Genomic DNA, 18,441 nt, shown 5'->3' with positions numbered 1-18,441 from the left:
GAAAGGAAGTCACTTTTTATCTACTTTTATGGCGAATAGCTTTCATCCAATATTACAATTTCTACTCGACGATTCTCACGTAAGTTCTCATCGCTGTCATTCGATTTTACCGGTTTAGTATCGGCATAAGCAGCTGCCGACAGTCTAGAGCTTTCTAACCCTTCAGTATTACTGGATAGAAAACGAATGACACTGCCTGCACGTGCGCCCGACAACTCCCAATTTGATGGATACTGCAAGGTTGAAATCGGTCGGTTATCAGTGTGACCTTCTACTTTAACATCGTTAGGAACAGATTTAAGGAGCTGCCCAACCTTAGTTAAAAATGGTTCGCCAGAAGAAAGAATTTCTGCTTCACCCGTGTCAAACAAAAGCTGCTCCTGAAGTACCAGCACCACCCCTTGATCAGTACGTGTAGCAGATATAATATCCTGAAGATCATTATTTTCCAGAAATTCTTCAATTTCTTTTAGAAGATCATCTAATTCAGCTTCATCCCTATCTTCTTGATCTGCCTCTTCCTCAGCAATGTCATCTGGATCTTCGACAGGCTCCTCGAACTCGTTCATCTCCTCACCATTTTCCTGTATTTTAGCTTGTTCTGTAGGGTTTTCATTTTCTACAGGTGATGGATAGAAATCAAAAATCATCTGATTCCTGAAAGATTCAGCAACCGCATCAAATTTAACTAAGTTAATTTGAGACATTGAAAATAGTAATATAAAAAAAACGAGAATTAACGTAATCATGTCCGCATAGGTCGTCATCCACATAGGCGAGCCCTTAGTTCTATCCCGATGCCTTCTCTTAAGCTTCATTGGCGGTTTCCTTCACGAGTTCCTCATCATCATTCTCAGCCGCCTCAGCTGCTGACTTATCCTCATCTGATAGAAAAGCACTTAATTTCTCTTCTAAAATTTTAGGATTTTGTCCAGATTGTACACCAATTACGCCTTCGATAATGACCTGCTTTGCAAAAATCTCCTGATCTGTTTTGTTGGCCAGTTTCCCTGCCATAGGCAGAAAAACAAGATTAGCCAGCAATGTTCCATATAGAGTGGTTAATAAGGCTACAGCCATTTTAGGTCCCAGCGTTTCTGGATCTGTTAAAGATTGAAGCATTAGCACAAGACCAATTAACGTTCCGATCATACCCCATGCAGGCGCATATTCACCGGCCTTTTCGATAATTGTCCGTCCCCGGTAGTGTCTTTCTTCTAAAGCAGTAATTTCTGCACTTAATATATCGTTAATCACTTCAGGCTCAATACCATCTACCGCAAGAAGGATTCCCTTTTTTATATATGGATCTTCAACCTCTTCAAGCTCCGCTTCCAGTGCCAGTAAACCCTCTCTCCGCGCTCTTTCGGATAACCCTACGAACAGCTGGATCAATTCTCCGATACTCCTGTCGTTTTTTTTAAAAGCTTCTCTAACAACACGAAACGATAACTTTATTTCAGAAAGATTGAAATTCACTAGCAAAGCTGCGGCTAAGCCGCCTAATACGATAACAATTGAAGATACCTGAATAAACGATGCTACGCCATCCAATCCCGAATTCGTCAATATTCCGAACATCACCATAATAAAACCAAGAGTAATACCTATTGGAGTCAGTAAATCTCTTTTGCTCATTCAACTCTCTCCCCGATTCACAAATACCATTACAGTATTTATATCGGCACTATTTCTTATGAGTTGAGTTTCTTTCAATAATTCGATGAGGTAATGTTACATTTTGTTCTTCGACTTCTTCTTTATTCATAAATTTAGTTAATAGTCTCATGGCGACAGCACCAATATCATACATCGGCTGAACTACTGTGGAAAGGGTTGGACGTACCATAGTAGCTAAACGAGTATTATCGAAGCCAAATACTTCTAACTCTTCAGGTACACTTACCCCGTTATCCTGAGCTCCGTGAATCACTCCAAGAGCCATTTCATCAGATGCTACAAATATTGCCTTAGGCTTCTCCTCTAAAGTCCATAACTGATCAAATGCTTCTAACCCTGAATCATAAGAATAATCACCTGTTGTAATAAGATTCTCAACCACTTCTAGTCCTTGATCACGCAAAGCTCTCTTATAGCCTTCAAGCTTTTGCGTATTGATTTCGGTATTTTCAGGTCCTGAAACAAAACCAATCCGTTTATGTCCATGGGACAAAAGCAATTCTGTTGTCTCATAGGCAGCATGTTCGTAATTAATGTTTACGGACGGGGTTTCACCTGATTCATCAATTGTAGCCGCTAACGCTACAGGTACCGAAGCATTTTTAAATTCACGTGTATGGTCCTCAGTAATTTTCCCTCCCATAAACACAAGTCCGTCCACCTGTTTACCTAGCATAGCATTAATAAGGTGCAGTTCTTTATCTTTATTCTGATCTGAATTACTTAAAATAATATTGTAGTTGTACATCGTGGCAATATCCTCGATACCTCTTGCTAACTCTGCGAAGAAAATGCTTGAAATATCAGGAATGATTACTCCCACTGTCGTCGTTTTTTTGCTGGCAAGTCCTCTAGCTACAGCATTTGGCCGGTATCCAAGACGTTCAATCGCCTCGTGAACTTTTTTTCTAGTGGCCGGTTTAACATTAGGGTTGCCATTCACGACCCGGGAAACCGTTGCCATTGATACATTTGCTTCTCTAGCTACATCATATATTGTTACATTCATTCTGCTTCCTCCTTCGTCATTCTACTGACGACATGTTAATAAAATAATCATACGATAGTTGTACCTGTTCCGCAATCTTCGTGTATATCCTTCTGCATCTTATATGAATACCTTCCCTATTATAACGGATTTTCATACTACAAAAAAATAAGTCAGGCTATTTCGCTAGCCTGACTTAACATTTTATTGTTTTTTCAACTCTGCCATGAAGTCTTCAAATGTCGGAATGTCCATTTGCTGAGCAGAATCCGATAGGGCGACTGCCGGATCAGGGTGAACTTCAGCCATTACTCCATCTGCCCCTACAGCCAGGGCTGCTTTAGCAGTTGGCAGAAGAAGATCTCTTCGGCCAGTAGAGTGAGTTACGTCGACAAGGACAGGAAGGTGAGTTTCTTGTTTAAGAATTGGCACCGCAGAAATATCTAATGTGTTACGTGTAGCTTTCTCATACGTACGAATACCACGCTCACAAAGAATAATGTTTTCATTACCACGGGAAATAATATATTCAGCTGCATTGATGAATTCAGAAATTGTTGCAGAAAGTCCGCGTTTAAGCAGGACAGGTTTATTCACTGAACCTGCAGCCTTTAAAAGTTCAAAGTTCTGCATGTTACGTGCACCAATCTGAATGACATCCAGGTAATCTACAGCTTTCTCAATATCTGCAGGGTTCACGATTTCACTTACAACAGCCAAATCATGTTCATCCGCAGCTTCTTTAAGAATCTGGAGACCTTCTAAACCAAGACCCTGGAAGTCGTATGGAGATGTACGAGGCTTAAATGCTCCTCCACGCAACAGCTTGATTCCCTGCTTTTTAACTGCCTCAGCCACCTGAGACACCTGTTCATAGCTTTCAACAGCACATGGCCCCATTACGAAGTGAGGATTGCCGTCTCCAATACGATCACCTTTAATATCGACAATGGTATCTTCGGGCTTTTTCTTACGGGAAACGAGAAGAGCCTTTCGATGATCATCTTCCTGCAATTCAAGTCCAGCTTTAAAAATTTCCTTGAATAAGTGAGTGATCGTGGAGTCTTCAAATGGACCGTTGTTATTCTCTGTAATTTGATCGAACATAACGCGCTCTCGAACAGGGTCAAAACGATTCATACCTTGCTTTTCCTTGATTTGGCCAATATCCTTTACCAGTTCACCGCGTTTATTGATTAAATTCAAAAGCTGCAAATTGACCTCTTCAAGCTGACCGCGCAGCTCATCTAATTGTTGGTTACTCATATTGAATCCTCCTAAATTTTTGATTGCTAATTATTATAATAATTTCATAGATAATTAGGGACAATTATAGCTAATATTAACGCTGTTGTCACCCTTTATAAGGATATTCATTCAGATTTTTTAAAGAAAGATGTTAAATCATTAAATATAAAGCTGTTCTACGTATTTCTAAGCGTCTCTGCTTTAATATTATAATGACTTGCATCCCAGACTGCTTTACCCTGTTTAAAATAAATGGCCTGTGGGGATTCATGGCGAATTTGAGTTTGTTCGGCAATGTAGGTACTAAGTGCTCTGGCCTCCTGCACATACAGCACGTAGCACGGGGATTCAGTCTTATCGCTAAACCCTTCGTACTCCTTTAAAGCACTGGAGCTTACCGGGCAGGTCAAGCTGTGCTTTAATAAATAAAATTCGGGTTGGTTCTCTTTAATTTCTTCATATTCATTTTGACTGTTTATTAAATGGATCATGGTTCTTCTCCTAACTTTTTTAAATTAGAAAAACAGAGGCACAAGTGCCTCTGTCTTGTTTTAGATATTTGATGAAGTCGTGGAACTTTGCTGTTTCTCAAGTTCTTGAGCTGCTTCTTCGATAGCTTCAGCTACTTCCTGAGCTGCCTTTTCAGCTTCTTCGTCTTCACTTGATTTAGACCCCTTTACTTTATCCTGCAGGGATTTAGTAGAATCTTTAACTTTAGTTCCAAGCTCCTGAGACTTTTCAGAAACATTTTTTGACAACTGGGTTGACGATTCAACAGCACGGTCTTTCCATTCGCCCGCACGCGCTTTCCATTCGCTAGAGCTTTCATTAATATTCCCTCGTAATTCACGACCGGACTTTGGAGCCATTAGTAATGCCACTACTGCTCCTACAACACCGCCGATTAAAGAACCGAATACAAAATCTCTTCCTGCTGTGTTGTTTGTTTGTTTTTCCCCATTTACTTGATTTTTCTCTGTACTCATTAAACTCTACCTCCTGTTTGTTTTAAATCCTCTTTCTTTGCTTTCTTCCATAAGTTAATGGCTACCTGCCCCCACTTCATAGCCTGGGCGGCAGATTCGTTGTGGTCCTGGGCGGAATGACTTAAACCTCTGGATATTGAGCGTATCGACTGATTAAACTCTTGTACAGTATCCCCAATCCCTTTAACCCCGTCAACTAAGGTGTTTAATTTTTGAGATTTTTCTCCGACGTCTTCAGCAAGTTTGTTTGTTTTGTTTAGTAAGGCTGTTGTTTCAAGGGTCATTCCTTCTAATTGCTTCTCTACCCCCTCAAGGGTATCCGCAACGTTGTTCATAGTCCGGCGGACAGCTGTGAGTGTTCTGGCAAGAAAAATAACCAGTACACTAAATGCAATAGCAGCAATCAGCGCCGAAATGTACAAGATGATAACCATATCCAAGGTACACTCCTCCACATATGTATTTACCACATTAGTATTTACCCAAAACAGTAAATTATAAACTATTTTGGTTTAATTTTTATATTCGCCACATGTGCAGAGATTTCCTCTTTATTTTTTAAGTAATTTGAAAAGCGAGTAAAATTATTTTACACGCTCTTCATCTTTACTTATGTCCTCATACGCATGCTGAAATTTTTGTATATCTCCAGCACCCATAAATAGCAATACGCTATTCTTATGCTCTGATAAATGCTCTGTTTCTGTTACATCGAGGATAGTAGCTTCAGGAATAAGCTCCTGAAGGTTTTCAATGGTCAATTTCCCACTGTTCTCCCTCGCTGAACCAAATATATCACACAAGTAAACAGAGTCCGCCAGCTCCAGACTTTGGGCAAATTCCTTTAAGAACGTTTTAGTCCGGGTAAAGGTATGCGGTTGAAAAATAGCTACAACCTCCCGTCCCGGATACTTCTTTCTGGCTGAATCAATCGTAGCTGTGATCTCAATAGGATGATGAGCATAGTCGTCTACTAATATTTGGTCTCTCCACTTTTTCTCGGTAAAACGGCGCTTAACCCCTCCAAAAGTAGACAGTTTACTTATTTCACTCTCTGTCATTTCTTCATAGTGGCAAATCGCAATAACACTCAGTGCATTAAGTACAGTATGCGTACCGTACTGAGGTATTGTAAATGTAGAATAAAATGTATTTCTTACAAAAACATCAAACGTGGTCCCATTCTCATCTTCGTGAATGTTTTGTGCTTGAAAGTCATTCGTATCGGACAGTCCATAATATAACACAGGGACATTGGCTTGAATGTGCTGTAAATGTTCGTCATCTCCGCAGGCAATGATTCCTTTCTTAACTTGTTTTGCCATTTGCTGAAAAGCTTGAAATACATCTTCAATGCTGGTGAAATAGTCTGGATGATCGAAGTCTATATTCGTCATAATCGCATAATCAGGATAATATTCTAAAAAGTGGCGGCGGTATTCACATGCTTCAAAAACAAAGTATTGACTATTTTCGTTTCCTTTTCCAGTACCATCACCAATTAAGTAGGACGTTGGATAATTTTCATTTAACACATGAGAAAGCAGACCTGTCGTAGAGGTTTTTCCATGGGCTCCCGTTACAGCTATGCTTGTATATTGCTTCAGCCATTCACCAAGAAACTCGTGGTACCTGTAATAGGGCAATCCTAATTCTTTTGCTTTTACTATTTCTGCATGGTCATCTTTAAACGCATTTCCTGCTATTACTGTCAGGCCTTCTTCAATATTATCAGCAGAAAAAGGTAAGACAGGGATATTCTTCTCAGTTAAAACTTCTTCTGTAAAAAAATGTTTATCTATATCTGATCCTTGAACTGTCTCTCCAGAATCGTGAAGGATTTGTGCTAATGCACTCATACCTGTTCCTTTTATACCAACAAAATGGTAAGTCGTCATAAACCAGTACCTCCAAAATAAAGTGGAACACTTTAAGTATTATATGTAACTTTTCTTAGCATGCGAATGCAGACTCGTACATATTCAAAGATGTTTCAATTACTAATAACCTATTTTAACACGTTACCCTGGTTAGAAAAAGCGGAAAACGACATGAAGCTTACTCCCTTCAAAGATTCCAAAAAAGAGCAAGCTTCTAATAAATTGGTCTTTAGTTTTCAGTAAGAAAAGGAACTTTCTCTAATCGAGGGTTTGGTTTATATCTACGGCCTTCTTTGGCTTCATGATCGCCATTCATAATGACATTGTCTCCGGTAAAGCCTATTCCGATCTTAAGAAGGCTGCCGCCGACACCGTACATGTCTACGGGCACTTTTAACTCTTCAAACGCTCGAATCCGGTCTTCTGTAAATCCGCCGCTTGCCACGACCTTCACATGCTGGAATCCTTCCTCATCCAAAGCTCGTCGCAAAGCGAACACCAACTCTGGATTTACTCCGCGAGGATCAAACGTTCCCATTAAATGTTGATTTCTTAAAAAATATTTGTCCACTAAATTCCGTGATGTATCAAGACGGACACCTTTTAATTCACTGCCAAACTCCCGAGCAACTTTAAGAGAATCGGTAATTACGTCATTATTATAATCCACGAGAGCCATCAGCTCGTCTTCAGGAAACTGCTGCTTATATGCTTGTGTAGCAGCTACGACATCACCTTTAAACATTTGAATTAACGCGTGAGGCATTGTGCCCATACCTTTTTTTCCCCACCATTCATTCATGGCATGAGTTGCCTGAGCTGTGGAACCGCCGATAAATGCAGAATAGCCGTCACCCGCCTGCTGAGTAAAATGATCATCCCGGTCGCCCATGAAGATAATAGGCTTCTGCCTGCCTGATGTTCTTGCTGCCTTCACAACGTCATAAACATTAGTGGCTACCGACGTTCTTCTTGCAAGGATCCCGTCAATAATACCCTCAAGATAACCAAAGTATTGATAAGGGCCTGTAATTGTTAAAACCGTTTCATAAGGTTCTATCCTGTCCCCATCCTTTAAAGAATGAATTTCGAGCTTTTCAGGGTGTTCAGAGAAAGTGTGAATAAGAGCGATTGCTTCGTCCGTTCCACAGAGAACCGCATGATCTTTTTGAAAAAATTGCATGGTCACAATGTTGTCATTCAAATGATGTTCAACAATTTCTTTTGTTTTTAAAAAATAGACAGCGGAAAACCATCCTTCAGCCACTCTTTCGTCAAACTTGAAGGTTTGGTTTGTTAAACGCGAAATTTCACCATTTAATTTTCTTGCGATTTCTTTTTCCATGACGTAACTCCTTAAACATAGGATCTCTCATACATTTAAATATTCTTTGTTTATCATATTAAATTGGGGACTTTAACACAAGTCCCCAACTATTATATAATTCTCTATTGTACCATCATATCCTCTACCTGCTGGGGTGTAAGCAATATATCCCTGGGCTTACTGCCTTTTGCTTCTGAAATAATTCCATAATCGGCCATTTGATCAATTAACCTTGCAGCCCGGTTATAACCTACTTTAAAACGACGTTGAAGCAGTGAAGCACTTGCCCCGTTCTGTTCAACCACAAATTGAACCGCTTGTTCAAATAACTCATCTGCTGCTTCTTCACTAGAAACCTGCTGCATTAATTCCTCCTGCTCAAACAAGTAGTTTGGCGGGGCTATCTTCTTCACATGATTTGTTACGCGTTCGATTTCATCATCTGATACAAAAGCTCCCTGAATTCGTACGGATTGGCCAGATCCGTTTTCAATAAAGAGCATATCCCCTTTCCCTAACAGCTTCTCCGCTCCGGCTGCATCAATGATCGTACGTGAATCTACTTGAGAAGATACGCTAAACGCAATTCTCGTAGGGATATTGGCTTTAATTAATCCTGTGATAACATCTACGGATGGACGTTGGGTAGCCAATAAAAGGTGTATGCCGCATGCCCTTGCTTTTTGAGCGATTCTACAAATAGAATCCTCCACATCTTGAGGTGATACCATCATTAAATCTGCTAATTCATCAATTACTATTACTAAATACGGAAGCTTCTCTTCTCTACGACCCTGCTGAATCATTTTTTCATTGAATCGTTCAACGTCTCTTGCACCCTCAGCTACAAACTTCTCATAACGTTCTTCCATTTCCTTAACTGCCCACTTTAATGCAGACGTAGCGGCCTTTACATCCGTAATCACAGGAGAAACCAGATGAGGCAGACCATTATACGGCGCTAATTCTACCATCTTCGGATCAATCAGCATAAATTTGACGTCTTCATGGTGGGCCTTATAAAGCATGCTTATTAAGATCGTGTTAATACATACACTTTTGCCGGATCCAGTTGCTCCTGCAATTAACCCGTGTGGCATCTTCTTCAGGTTAGTAACGGTAGCTTCTCCGCCAATATCCAGTCCCAGACCTACAGATAGGGGGGACGGGTCGTTTTTGAAGGGTTCAGATTCAAAGATCTCCTGAAGACCGACCATTTCAGGCTGGCGGTTAGGTACTTCTATACCTACAGCCTGTTTGCCCGGAATGGGTGCTTCAATCCTTATATCCCTCGCAGCCATACTCAATTTAATATCATCTGCCAGGTTTGTAATCTTACTAACCTTTACACCAGGTTCAGGCTGTACCTCGAACCTGGTTACAGCAGGACCCTTCATTGCATGTACTACTTTTGCTTTAACATGAAACTGGCGCAGCGTATTCTCTAAAAGATCCATTTGAGACCTTATCCAGTCCTCATCATCAGTAGATTTCTTCTTCTTATCATTTAACAAATGAAGAGGTGTTGCTTGCTGAAGCGGACGCTCAGGGACATTTTCAATACCTTTATTTAGAGTTTTTTTTTGTTGGTCACGAGAGCGTTTGTCTCTCGGAGTCATAACTACATTAAAGGGAACGCTTTTTCGTTCCATTGTTTTCTCTCTTGAAGCTGGTTTTTGTTCTCTCTGAGTTTGATAACTATTTGTTTCCTTTTTTGGCTGCTCCGGGCTCTCAGCCTGCTCCATGGGATCCGGTTCTTGTGAGATAGAATCTAATGGACTTTCCTCTTTAATTTTCTGTTCTATCTCTTCTTCTGGGTCTTCACTATTTGGGAAGTTATCCTCCGGATTTTGGACGCCTTCTTCAACTACATCACTTTCTTCAAGCGGTTCTTCGTTACTGACAGGAAGCTCTTCATTAGCTTCATAGTTATAACCTGCCGCAGTCTCCGCTTCCGCTATTTCCTTTTCCTCTTCAGCCCGTTTGCTGGATTCGATTTTGCCTAAAACCCGCTGTCGCACGCTCTGCCAATGTTCTTCATCATACCGTGCCTGCTCCATTCTTGCTGTTTTCCCATTATTATTCTCTACTTTATTTACTAATTCTTCAAAGTTAGTTGCAGGAGTGGAACGCGGGTGAAAACCGTACACAGGAGATGGTACATCTGTTGGAGTAAAAGGCTGTGCCGGTGTTTCTGGTACTTCCTTATCTTTGGTCCGCTGTTCACTAGACGACGCGGTTCGATGCCTTCGTGAATTTCTTGGAGCAGGCGTTTCCTTCTCCTGGTTTGAATATGAATGCCTTTCTTTCCGGCGGCTTTGACGTTCACTATCCGCAGGAGCCTCCTGAGATTTTGTATCTGGTATAACAGGAAAGCGAAAATTACCTTGTTTCGGGTATTTATAAGTCATCTTCGTATTTGCATTTAATTCATTACGGTCCTGTCCATTACTTGTTTGCTTCGTCTGGTTATAGCCACGGCCGCCATCCTCTTCAAATAGACCTTTAAATTTATTCTTAAATTCATTCCACATGATATTCTCACACTTTCCTTTTCTCTCTATATAAGTATTGGTAACTTTTATTTTAACAGGTTTTTAAGCAGAATTGGTTTACATTCTATTTAAAAATTTATGAGAAAATAAAAAGAAGCAAAGGGCTTAGTACATAAGTTCCCTTTGCTTCTAAATACCGAACTTCAAGTCACTTTAACGGACGCAGGTGACAACGAGCATTCTCTTAAATAAAAAATCTGCCGCATTTAAAATTCAAATGGACGACCTGGTTTTTCTTGTCCACTTAAGACAAGGATTCCTTTCTCCTCAGGTGCATCTTTTAGACCGAGTTCTTTGGCTGAGCAGATCATTCCTGTAGAGGGCACACCACGAAGTTCCGCTGACTTAATTTTCATTCCTCCCGGCATGGTGGCGCCTACTTTAGCGACAACGACGTATTGACCTTGTTCGACATTAGGAGCTCCGCAAACAATCTGAAGTGTTTCATCCCCTACATCTACTTGACAAACACTTAGTTTATCAGCATTTTTATGCGATTCCTTTAAACTAACATATCCAACCACAAACTTTGGAGAAAGGTCAAACTCTAATGAATCATCCAGATTATTTTCGTGAAATAACCCTTTAATTTGATCAAGAAGTGATACTGTCAATTGGATTTTTCCATGCTCTGCTAAAGTAAAATAATTAGAAGCATTAAATATGTTATAACCTAATACATTTCCTTTTTCCTGGTCAATTATTTTTACAACATCTCCATAACTTTCAAACGAGGTGCTTAAACGATCGCCATCTGCAATAGGGACAATCAACACATCTCCAATGCCATTCGGGTTATAAAAAACATCCATTTATTAATCTTCCTTTCGTTTATCCTTTGGTTTTTTTTGAGCTAGTATAAAGATCGGCTCTAATGTTTTGTTTTCATATAAAAAGGAGAGAGAGGTAACAGGTACATTCCCTTCTGCAAAGAACTTCATAGCCATTTGAGCAAGAATATCATAGCCTTCGGGATTTTTTATATCAGCAAAGATAATTACGTCCTGATGAGGAATGCTGATCGCTAATTCCCCTTCAAACTCTGCTTTCATTTTTTCAAGAAGTACTTCATTTAAAATACGGCTTGCATCATATCCATCTTTGACAGACTGGAAATAAAAATCATTTCCATAGACTGTATCTTTCTTCATTTCTACTTCAAGCGACCTGACGTTGAAGCTCGCTATCTCTTTCAGCCTGTCTACAGACCAGTTTTCACGCATGACCATATCCTCGTCAATTAGTTGATAGGATTTCCCTAAATCAAGGGCATAAAATATGCGTGTTTCTGCAGTGTGTTCTGTGTTTACTAGCTTTTTACCACTATCTGTTTCTGTGGGGAAAGATCCAGCGCGGATCACAGGAAAGATCTTCTTCTCTTTTCCTTCTAAGGAATGCGTCTCATTCATGATCCGTAACGCTTCCTCTACGTGATCCTCTAACTCTTCCAGCGCGGACTCTCCGCGCCTTTCATATTTAGCAATTACTTTAGGAACAGTAATTGTTATACCTTTTCCACTACCTTTCCATTCAATTCGAAATGTATCTTTATCACGATTGAAAGTTGTTTTCCATTCATCTTTCTTAAATCGCTCTTCCAACATCTTTTTCATTTTTATACTGGTTATTTTCATTTATTCTGTTCCTCCTTTTAACTGCGAGGTTTAATCCGTTGTCTATTTTAGCATAATTACTCCAAATAAACGAAAATGAAGAAAAAAGAAAGGAGTCGGGACAAAACTGAATAAAATATAAAATAATCCGAATGATTTTATAGAAATCAGTTCGGATTATTTATGTTAAAGAGAATTCACACTATCGCTCCGTCAAAATGCTTCGCTTTCCGCAGACACGGCCTCACCTATTAATCTCTTTAATGAATTGTTCAATTTCCTCTTTTGTCTTCGCATCTTTACTGACAAACCGACTAACTTCTTCACCTTGATTGTAGGCCAGGAAACTGGGAATACCGAAAATATCCTTTTCAGCACAAATATGAATAAATTGATCGCGGTCTACATAGACAAAGGTCCATTCTGTATACGACTCTTCCAAATCAGGAAGAATTGGTTCTATCACACGGCAGTCCGGACACCAATCTGCAGAAAACAGGAGAATTACTTTACCTTCATTTATTAAATCATTTAATTGCTGATCAGAATTTAGAGTAATCATACATACACCTCCGCCTGCTATTTTAGCATACCTTTACTCATAATCAATTACCATGTCTCCGGGTTTTATCCAACCCTTTTTCTTAAACCATCCTGCAACAAGTAAACTAATAACTGCCGGACCGATAAAATGGAGCATCAAGATACCCCCGGCTACCTGCCAGGAGAATCCTAACGATTCAAAAGTCATAATTTGACCTACAAGTCCGCTCGTTCCCATCCCCGCGCCTGCTGCATTATTCTCAAAGTGAAGCCACACCGTTGCAACCGGGGCCAGTACTGCTCCAGCAATTGTGGGAGGGACTAGAATGATTGGATTTTTCACTATGTTTGCAACCTGAAGCATAGAAGTTCCAATTCCTTGAGCTATAGCTCCTCCGATTCCATTATCACGATAACTAATCACTGCAAATCCTACCATCTGCGCTGCACATCCCACAGTTGCTGCACCTGCAGCGAGACCATCAATGGAAAGCATTAGAGCTATAGCTAAGCTTGAGATAGGGGCCGTTAAGGCAATTCCCATTAATACAGCAACCACCATCCCCATTATAATGGGCTGCTGCAGGGTGGCCCAGTTTATAACCTGTCCAAACCCTGTCATGAATCGATCGATAGGGGGACCAATGAATGAACCAACTGTAAAACCAATCACAATAGTTACAAATGGAGTAAGAATAATATCAATTCTCGTTTCTTTACTGATCAGCTTACCGAATTCCGCTGCGATTAATGCTGCGGCATAACTTCCTGCTGGCCCGCCTAATTCAGCACCATAAGCCCCGCTGAATAAAGCTGCAAAAATCACAAGCGGCGGAGCTTTCAATCCATATGCAATCGCCGCACCAATAGCTCCTCCCCATATCTTTGACTCCATGGCGAATGAACCCATCTCAATAAAAGGGGCGATGTTCAGTTGATTACCAATGGTTTGAATGATCAAGCCGATAATTAGGGAAGAAAACAAACCAAGCGCCATATAGCTTAAGGCTGTTATTAAATAAGCATGAACGGATATATGTATTCCTTTTTTCTCTAGAAAGCGTTTCATTTTTCTCTGCCTCTCCTTTCCGCAATGCATCTATATTACACCACCGTTTTACAAGTGTAAATACATTAAAGTAAATACATATAAACTTTAAGGACTAAAGTTCTATTTTGTATTTTATAGTATTGTTTTTGTAGATCTTTAGTTCTATACTTAACTAGTAAATTCTATTAATCTATTGGAGGGTTATGATGAAGTCGATAAAAAGCCGGATAAGATTCATGGTTATTCTCTCATTAGTCAGTCTTGTTGTCCTTATTAGTTTTTCCACTTATTTTTTCAATAAACAATCTAGTATGACAGAAGAAAGACAAAATATTGATGAGGTGCTTGCTGCGAGTGAAGAGCTTAAATATTTAATGACACTTACTTCCATAGATGAACAGACATTTTTTAATAACCCCGGTGAAACAAATGGTGAAGCTATTTCTGAAGCTATTACAAAGGTAAAAGAAACAGCAGATGATTATCAAAGTACATATACGAATTACCCTGACATATCGAATCAGTTTACCGAAATATCCAGTCAATCTGTCAAATATCAAGAAGAGCTTGAATTATTAGTGAGCAGCTTCCGCATTTTAGGATTTTCTGAAAATGAAGGAATGTACAAATTCATTTCAGAGTCTTACGCAGAATTTATGAATTACACAGAAAATCGTCCAGAACTTGAAAATGATCTGCTTAATATGAAGCTTGCTGAACAAATATTTCTGGAATCCCCTTCTGCTAGTAACCTGGAAGCAGCCAAAGAAGTATCAGGGGAAGTTAAAGATGGATTAAACAATACTAGCTTAAGCAGCGAAGATACCTCATCTCTTAATCAAGATTTACTTAAATATGAGCAGACCTTAACAACTGTAAACAGTACCTACAACCAAGCCAATAATGTTAAATCCTCCTTCGAAGAAATATCCAATAACATTACAACCTATACAAATGATGTAATTGCTTCAGCACAAACCATTAGTAAGGATTTAAAGGCAGAGCAAGCAGCCGCTAAAAATACTATCATTACGTTACTGTTTGTCTTAGGAATTGCCGCATTATTTTTAACCCTGCTGACAGGATATATACTTATCAAAAATATCACTGCTTCAGTCCGTACTCTTAAAGACGGGGCCGGGATAATAGGTGATGGTCAATTATCCCACCGTATTGTACTAAGTACAAATGATGAAATGACAGAAATCGCTCAACAGTTCAATTTAATGGCAGAAAAAATGGAAAATTCTGTTTATAAAGTTCATTCTGCATCCAAGGTTCTTCAGAACTCTTCAAAGCATCTTACAAGTGTTTCGGAGCAAACAAGCACTCAGGCTCAGGAAGTTAATGAAGCTATACATCAAGTAGCCGAAGGTTCACAGAATCAATCATATAAAATTGATCAGAGCACAGGACTTATGAGCAACGTTTCAGATGCCATTCTAAGAACAAAACAAATGACTGGTGAGATCAGCAGCAAATTAAACGAAGCGGAGAGTAAAGGTAAAGACGGATTAACGACTGTTTCCGACTTAGAGACTACTTCCAGCTCATTTATAGAACTCGCTTCACATATAACCACCGAAGTCCAGGCAGCAAATGAACAATCTAAGGAAGTTAATAAAATTGTGGAAACGATTGAAGACATTGCTGACAGCACGAACCTTCTTGCTTTGAATGCTGCCATTGAATCCGCACGTGCCGGTAATGCTGGAAAAGGGTTTTCAGTAGTAGCCGAAGAAGTTCGCAAACTAGCCGAACGATCGAAGGTAGAAGCAGGAAGAATCCATCACTTAGTAGCAGGCGTGTCTAATCAAATGCAAGGATTAGCTGCGAATGCTGAGGAATTTGACAGCTTTAAAAGTTCTCAACAGCAAGCAGTTATGCGGACAAAACAGTCTTTCCATCAGATTTCAAGCTATGTGAAAGAAATGAACAGCCAGATTACAGAGGTTCAATTGTCCGTAGATGGAGTAGAGTATGTTAATGAAGAGGTTAAGAAAAAACTTCACGAGATCAGCCTTATCTCAGAAGAAGCCGTTGCTGCTGCTGAAGAAGTGGCCGCTTCAAGCGAGAGCCAGCTCCAGACCATTAGTGAAGTGAATGAATCTGCATCTCATTTACAGAACTTATCGAAAGAACTTGCTGAAGAGGTAAGTCAATTTTCAATGAGTGATACAATAGAAAGCATCCAGGAAGAAACCGATGAAATGGATAATTCGGAGGCAGATGATCAATTCCTTTCTGTAGATGATATAAATGAGAACGAATCCGAAGAGAATGTTGCTTCGAATCGAAATGAACGACTTTCCTCTTAGTCAGAAATAAATTTTGACAAAACCAAAGTGAATAACTAGACAAGATAGAAAGTTATGAACATACTAAATTTATATAATTCTTGAGAAGGGATTTGAGAAAATGGAATTCACTATTTATCTAGCAGGACAGATTCACGATGATTGGCGAGAAGAAATAAGGAATAAAGCAAGGGAAAGAGATTTGCGGCTGCAATTTGTGGGCCCTCAAGAAAACCATGAACGATCTGACAATGTAGGCGAAGTTATTTTAGGAGATCAGCCGAACAAGCGTCTGATAGACGATGCCGCTTCTGATGTCAATAACTTTAGAACGCAGCTTCTCTTAGAGAAATCTGATGCAGTGATCGCTTTATTCGGAGAGAAATACAAACAGTGGAACACAGCTCTTGATGCCGGTCTAGCTCTTAGAGGAAATAAGCCATTAATTTTAGTAAGGCCTGAATCATTAATTCACCCATTAAAAGAATTATCAAACCAGGCCAATGTCACAGTGGAATCTATTGATCAAGCATTGGATGTGCTGGCCTATGTATTTGAATAAGCAAAAGAACATCCCTCAATAATAAAAGGGATGTTCTTTTTTTTTACTTCTGGTCGTGTTCCCATTGACCTTTTAATAATTTAACAACGTGTGAAAACATTTCTTCTCGTTTTATAACACCATTAGTAAAGATTCCGATAGCTCCTTCATACTTGCTGACATTTGACTTCTCAGCGTAGGCATCCATTAGTTCCCCTAACTCTCTCCCGGTCTGCAACCCTTCATTGATCTCATCTGGAAGCGGAATTCTTGCACCACTGGCTCGATACACATTCTCTTTCTTGTCGACCAATGCACCCCAATTACAGAGGAATAAGTCGCCATCAACCTCCATAACACCGCCTTCAAGTCCGATACCGAGCTCACTTTTTTTCATAGCCGCACATTCACGTGCCCGATTTACAGCCCCTTCTAATGTTTCTTCATCAGAAAAAGGCTGGGCAGCTACTTTCGACTCTACTTCTATGCTGGAGACATCATCTTTAGCAAAAACTTTTTTAACTGCTTCCACTTTAGTTGGATTGGTCGATCCAATAAAAACTTTCACTCACCGTCCACCTGCCTAAAACTATTATCGTTTCTTCATGGTAACACAAAGTCGTATAGGCTATCAGCCATATACGACTTATTCATCACTTATACTTGTGATTTAATATAATCAACGGCGTTCTGATCTGTGGCCTTAACAAGACGTACAATTAATTCTTTGGCGGCTCCATAATCATCTACATGAATAATAGAGGAGGACGTATGAATGTACCTTGAACATATCCCCACTACTGCAGAAGGAACACCATCGTTAGTTGTGTGCACTCGACCAGCATCTGTTCCGCCCTGGGAAATGAAATATTGATAAGGGATATCGTGGGTTTCAGCTGTATCCAGAACAAAATCCCTCATTCCCCTGTGCGTAACCATAGACTTGTCTAAAATTCTTAACAGTGCACCTTTTCCAAGCTGTCCAAATTCTTTATCATCCCCGCTCATATCGTTAGCTGGTGATGCATCAAGCGCGTAGAATATATCAGGATCAATCATATGCGACGAAGCTTGTGCGCCCCGCAGGCCAACCTCTTCCTGTACTGTAGCTCCTGAGTAAAGCTGATTAGGAACGACCTCATCCTTAAGTTCTTTTAGAAGCTCAATTGCAAGGCCACAGCCATAACGGTTGTCCCAGGCTTTGGCAAGAATTTTCTTCTCATTAGCCATGGGTGTGAACGGACATACCGGGACGATTTGCTGGCCAGGTCTAATGCCAATCTTTTTAGCGTCTTCCTGATCGTCTGCACCAATATCAATAAGCATATTTTTTATTTCCATCGGCTTTTTTCTTTGTTCAGGCGTTAGATTGTGAGGAGGAATTGACCCAATAACACCTGTTACCGGCCCCTGCTCAGTTATAACCTGAACCCGCTGCGCCAGAAGAACTTGATTCCACCAGCCTCCAAGTGTCTGAAAGCGAAGCATTCCATTTTTAGTAATCTGGGTAACCATAAAGCCAACTTCATCCATATGCCCTGCCACCATCACGCGGGGGCCAGTCGATTTCCTAACACCGAAGACTCCTCCTAAACCGTCCTGGATTGTCTCATCTGCATACTTACCTAATTCTTCTTTCATAAACTTACGTACAAGATGTTCATTTCCAGGGGCACCAGGCAGTTCAGTTAACGTTTTAAATAATTCTTGAGTTACTTGGTTCATTATGTAC

The 18,441-nt window shown here is 40.0% G+C and carries 18 protein-coding genes; 2 read left to right on the top strand and 16 right to left on the bottom strand.

Annotated elements, in window-relative coordinates:
* Positions 1-26: 26 nt before the first annotated feature.
* From motS to LF822_RS00105, 14 genes are all read right to left on the bottom strand, one after another.
* Positions 27-818, bottom strand: coding sequence for a flagellar motor protein MotS (gene motS, locus LF822_RS00170; protein WP_253921946.1), 792 nt, complete (start codon positions 816-818; stop codon positions 27-29).
* Positions 808-1,638, bottom strand: a complete 831-nt coding sequence (motP, locus tag LF822_RS00165) for a flagellar motor protein MotP (protein WP_253921945.1) — start codon at positions 1,636-1,638, stop codon at positions 808-810. Before motP ends, motS begins: the two co-directional genes overlap by 11 nt.
* Positions 1,639-1,687: 49 nt before the next feature.
* Positions 1,688-2,689, bottom strand: a complete 1,002-nt coding sequence (gene ccpA / locus LF822_RS00160) for a catabolite control protein A (RefSeq protein ID WP_253921944.1) — start codon at positions 2,687-2,689, stop codon at positions 1,688-1,690.
* Positions 2,690-2,872: 183 nt separating this feature from the next.
* Positions 2,873-3,934 carry a bifunctional 3-deoxy-7-phosphoheptulonate synthase/chorismate mutase gene (locus tag LF822_RS00155; RefSeq protein ID WP_253921943.1) on the bottom strand — a complete coding sequence of 354 codons (1,062 nt, stop codon included), beginning with the start codon at positions 3,932-3,934 and terminating at the stop codon, positions 2,873-2,875.
* 158 nt (positions 3,935-4,092) lie between these two features.
* Positions 4,093-4,407, bottom strand: a complete 315-nt coding sequence (gene ytxJ / locus LF822_RS00150; protein WP_253921942.1) for a bacillithiol system redox-active protein YtxJ — start codon at positions 4,405-4,407, stop codon at positions 4,093-4,095.
* A gap of 60 nt (positions 4,408-4,467) precedes the next feature.
* Entirely contained in the window at positions 4,468-4,902 is a 435-nt protein-coding gene (locus tag LF822_RS00145) for a YtxH domain-containing protein (protein WP_253921941.1), read from the bottom strand.
* Entirely contained in the window at positions 4,902-5,336 is a 435-nt protein-coding gene (locus LF822_RS00140) for a DUF948 domain-containing protein (RefSeq protein WP_253923420.1), read from the bottom strand. The genes LF822_RS00145 and LF822_RS00140 overlap by 1 nt, the downstream gene beginning before the upstream one ends.
* A gap of 150 nt (positions 5,337-5,486) precedes the next feature.
* A complete protein-coding gene (murC, locus tag LF822_RS00135) occupies positions 5,487-6,800 on the bottom strand; it encodes a UDP-N-acetylmuramate--L-alanine ligase (protein WP_253921940.1) in 1,314 nt (437 codons plus the stop codon).
* Between the two features lie 211 nt (positions 6,801-7,011).
* On the bottom strand, positions 7,012-8,127 hold the full coding sequence (locus LF822_RS00130) for a nicotinate phosphoribosyltransferase (RefSeq protein ID WP_253921939.1): 1,116 nt from the start codon (positions 8,125-8,127) through the stop codon (positions 7,012-7,014).
* A gap of 104 nt (positions 8,128-8,231) precedes the next feature.
* Positions 8,232-10,643: a DNA translocase FtsK gene (locus LF822_RS00125; RefSeq protein WP_256521297.1), complete on the bottom strand. Its 2,412-nt coding sequence runs from the start codon at positions 10,641-10,643 to the stop codon at positions 8,232-8,234.
* A gap of 227 nt (positions 10,644-10,870) precedes the next feature.
* Complete coding sequence (ytpR, locus tag LF822_RS00120) at positions 10,871-11,476, bottom strand: YtpR family tRNA-binding protein (protein ID WP_253921938.1); 606 nt, start codon at positions 11,474-11,476, stop codon at positions 10,871-10,873.
* A 3-nt stretch (positions 11,477-11,479) separates the two neighbouring features.
* Positions 11,480-12,298 carry a DUF1444 domain-containing protein gene (locus LF822_RS00115; RefSeq protein WP_253921937.1) on the bottom strand — a complete coding sequence of 273 codons (819 nt, stop codon included), beginning with the start codon at positions 12,296-12,298 and terminating at the stop codon, positions 11,480-11,482.
* A 223-nt stretch (positions 12,299-12,521) separates the two neighbouring features.
* Positions 12,522-12,839, bottom strand: coding sequence for a thioredoxin family protein (locus LF822_RS00110; protein WP_253921936.1), 318 nt, complete (start codon positions 12,837-12,839; stop codon positions 12,522-12,524).
* 33 nt (positions 12,840-12,872) lie between these two features.
* Positions 12,873-13,889, bottom strand: a complete 1,017-nt coding sequence (locus LF822_RS00105) for a PTS sugar transporter subunit IIC (protein WP_253921935.1) — start codon at positions 13,887-13,889, stop codon at positions 12,873-12,875.
* A gap of 188 nt (positions 13,890-14,077) precedes the next feature.
* On the opposite strand from LF822_RS00105, the gene LF822_RS00100 reads away from it, so the two are divergent.
* Positions 14,078-16,189, top strand: a complete 2,112-nt coding sequence (locus LF822_RS00100) for a methyl-accepting chemotaxis protein (RefSeq protein ID WP_253921934.1) — start codon at positions 14,078-14,080, stop codon at positions 16,187-16,189.
* A 100-nt stretch (positions 16,190-16,289) separates the two neighbouring features.
* Positions 16,290-16,730: a YtoQ family protein gene (locus LF822_RS00095; protein WP_253921933.1), complete on the top strand. Its 441-nt coding sequence runs from the start codon at positions 16,290-16,292 to the stop codon at positions 16,728-16,730.
* Between the two features lie 43 nt (positions 16,731-16,773).
* On the opposite strand, the gene LF822_RS00090 is transcribed toward LF822_RS00095, so the two are convergent.
* Together LF822_RS00090 and LF822_RS00085 are read right to left on the bottom strand one after the other, a co-directional pair.
* Positions 16,774-17,277 carry a DUF84 family protein gene (locus LF822_RS00090; RefSeq protein WP_253921932.1) on the bottom strand — a complete coding sequence of 168 codons (504 nt, stop codon included), beginning with the start codon at positions 17,275-17,277 and terminating at the stop codon, positions 16,774-16,776.
* Between the two features lie 89 nt (positions 17,278-17,366).
* Positions 17,367-18,434, bottom strand: coding sequence for a M42 family metallopeptidase (locus tag LF822_RS00085; protein WP_253921931.1), 1,068 nt, complete (start codon positions 18,432-18,434; stop codon positions 17,367-17,369).
* Positions 18,435-18,441 lie beyond the last annotated feature (7 nt).

Origin of the sequence: Halobacillus sp. A5 (genome assembly GCF_024189315.1) — a bacterium.
Classification (GTDB): domain Bacteria; phylum Bacillota; class Bacilli; order Bacillales; family Halobacillaceae; genus Halobacillus_A.
The sequence above is the reverse complement of the archived record's forward strand: the minus strand, read 5'-3'. Positions and strand labels throughout refer to the sequence as shown.

Excerpts from the sequence above, each read along its gene's own strand:
- motS (WP_253921946.1), bottom strand. The coding sequence starts at position 818 with ATGAAGCTTAAGAGAAGGCATCGGGATAGAACTAAGGGCTCGCCTATG.
- motP (WP_253921945.1), bottom strand. The coding sequence starts at position 1,638 with ATGAGCAAAAGAGATTTACTGACTCCAATAGGTATTACTCTTGGTTTT.
- ccpA (WP_253921944.1), bottom strand. The coding sequence starts at position 2,689 with ATGAATGTAACAATATATGATGTAGCTAGAGAAGCAAATGTATCAATG.
- LF822_RS00155 (WP_253921943.1), bottom strand. The coding sequence starts at position 3,934 with ATGAGTAACCAACAATTAGATGAGCTGCGCGGTCAGCTTGAAGAGGTC.
- ytxJ (WP_253921942.1), bottom strand. The coding sequence starts at position 4,407 with ATGATCCATTTAATAAACAGTCAAAATGAATATGAAGAAATTAAAGAG.
- LF822_RS00145 (WP_253921941.1), bottom strand. The coding sequence starts at position 4,902 with ATGAGTACAGAGAAAAATCAAGTAAATGGGGAAAAACAAACAAACAAC.
- LF822_RS00140 (WP_253923420.1), bottom strand. The coding sequence starts at position 5,336 with ATGGTTATCATCTTGTACATTTCGGCGCTGATTGCTGCTATTGCATTT.
- murC (WP_253921940.1), bottom strand. The coding sequence starts at position 6,800 with ATGACGACTTACCATTTTGTTGGTATAAAAGGAACAGGTATGAGTGCA.
- LF822_RS00130 (WP_253921939.1), bottom strand. The coding sequence starts at position 8,127 with ATGGAAAAAGAAATCGCAAGAAAATTAAATGGTGAAATTTCGCGTTTA.
- LF822_RS00125 (WP_256521297.1), bottom strand. The coding sequence starts at position 10,643 with ATGTGGAATGAATTTAAGAATAAATTTAAAGGTCTATTTGAAGAGGAT.
- ytpR (WP_253921938.1), bottom strand. The coding sequence starts at position 11,476 with ATGGATGTTTTTTATAACCCGAATGGCATTGGAGATGTGTTGATTGTC.
- LF822_RS00115 (WP_253921937.1), bottom strand. The coding sequence starts at position 12,298 with ATGAAAATAACCAGTATAAAAATGAAAAAGATGTTGGAAGAGCGATTT.
- LF822_RS00110 (WP_253921936.1), bottom strand. The coding sequence starts at position 12,839 with ATGATTACTCTAAATTCTGATCAGCAATTAAATGATTTAATAAATGAA.
- LF822_RS00105 (WP_253921935.1), bottom strand. The coding sequence starts at position 13,889 with ATGAAACGCTTTCTAGAGAAAAAAGGAATACATATATCCGTTCATGCT.
- LF822_RS00100 (WP_253921934.1), top strand. The coding sequence starts at position 14,078 with ATGAAGTCGATAAAAAGCCGGATAAGATTCATGGTTATTCTCTCATTA.
- LF822_RS00095 (WP_253921933.1), top strand. The coding sequence starts at position 16,290 with ATGGAATTCACTATTTATCTAGCAGGACAGATTCACGATGATTGGCGA.
- LF822_RS00085 (WP_253921931.1), bottom strand. The coding sequence starts at position 18,434 with ATGAACCAAGTAACTCAAGAATTATTTAAAACGTTAACTGAACTGCCT.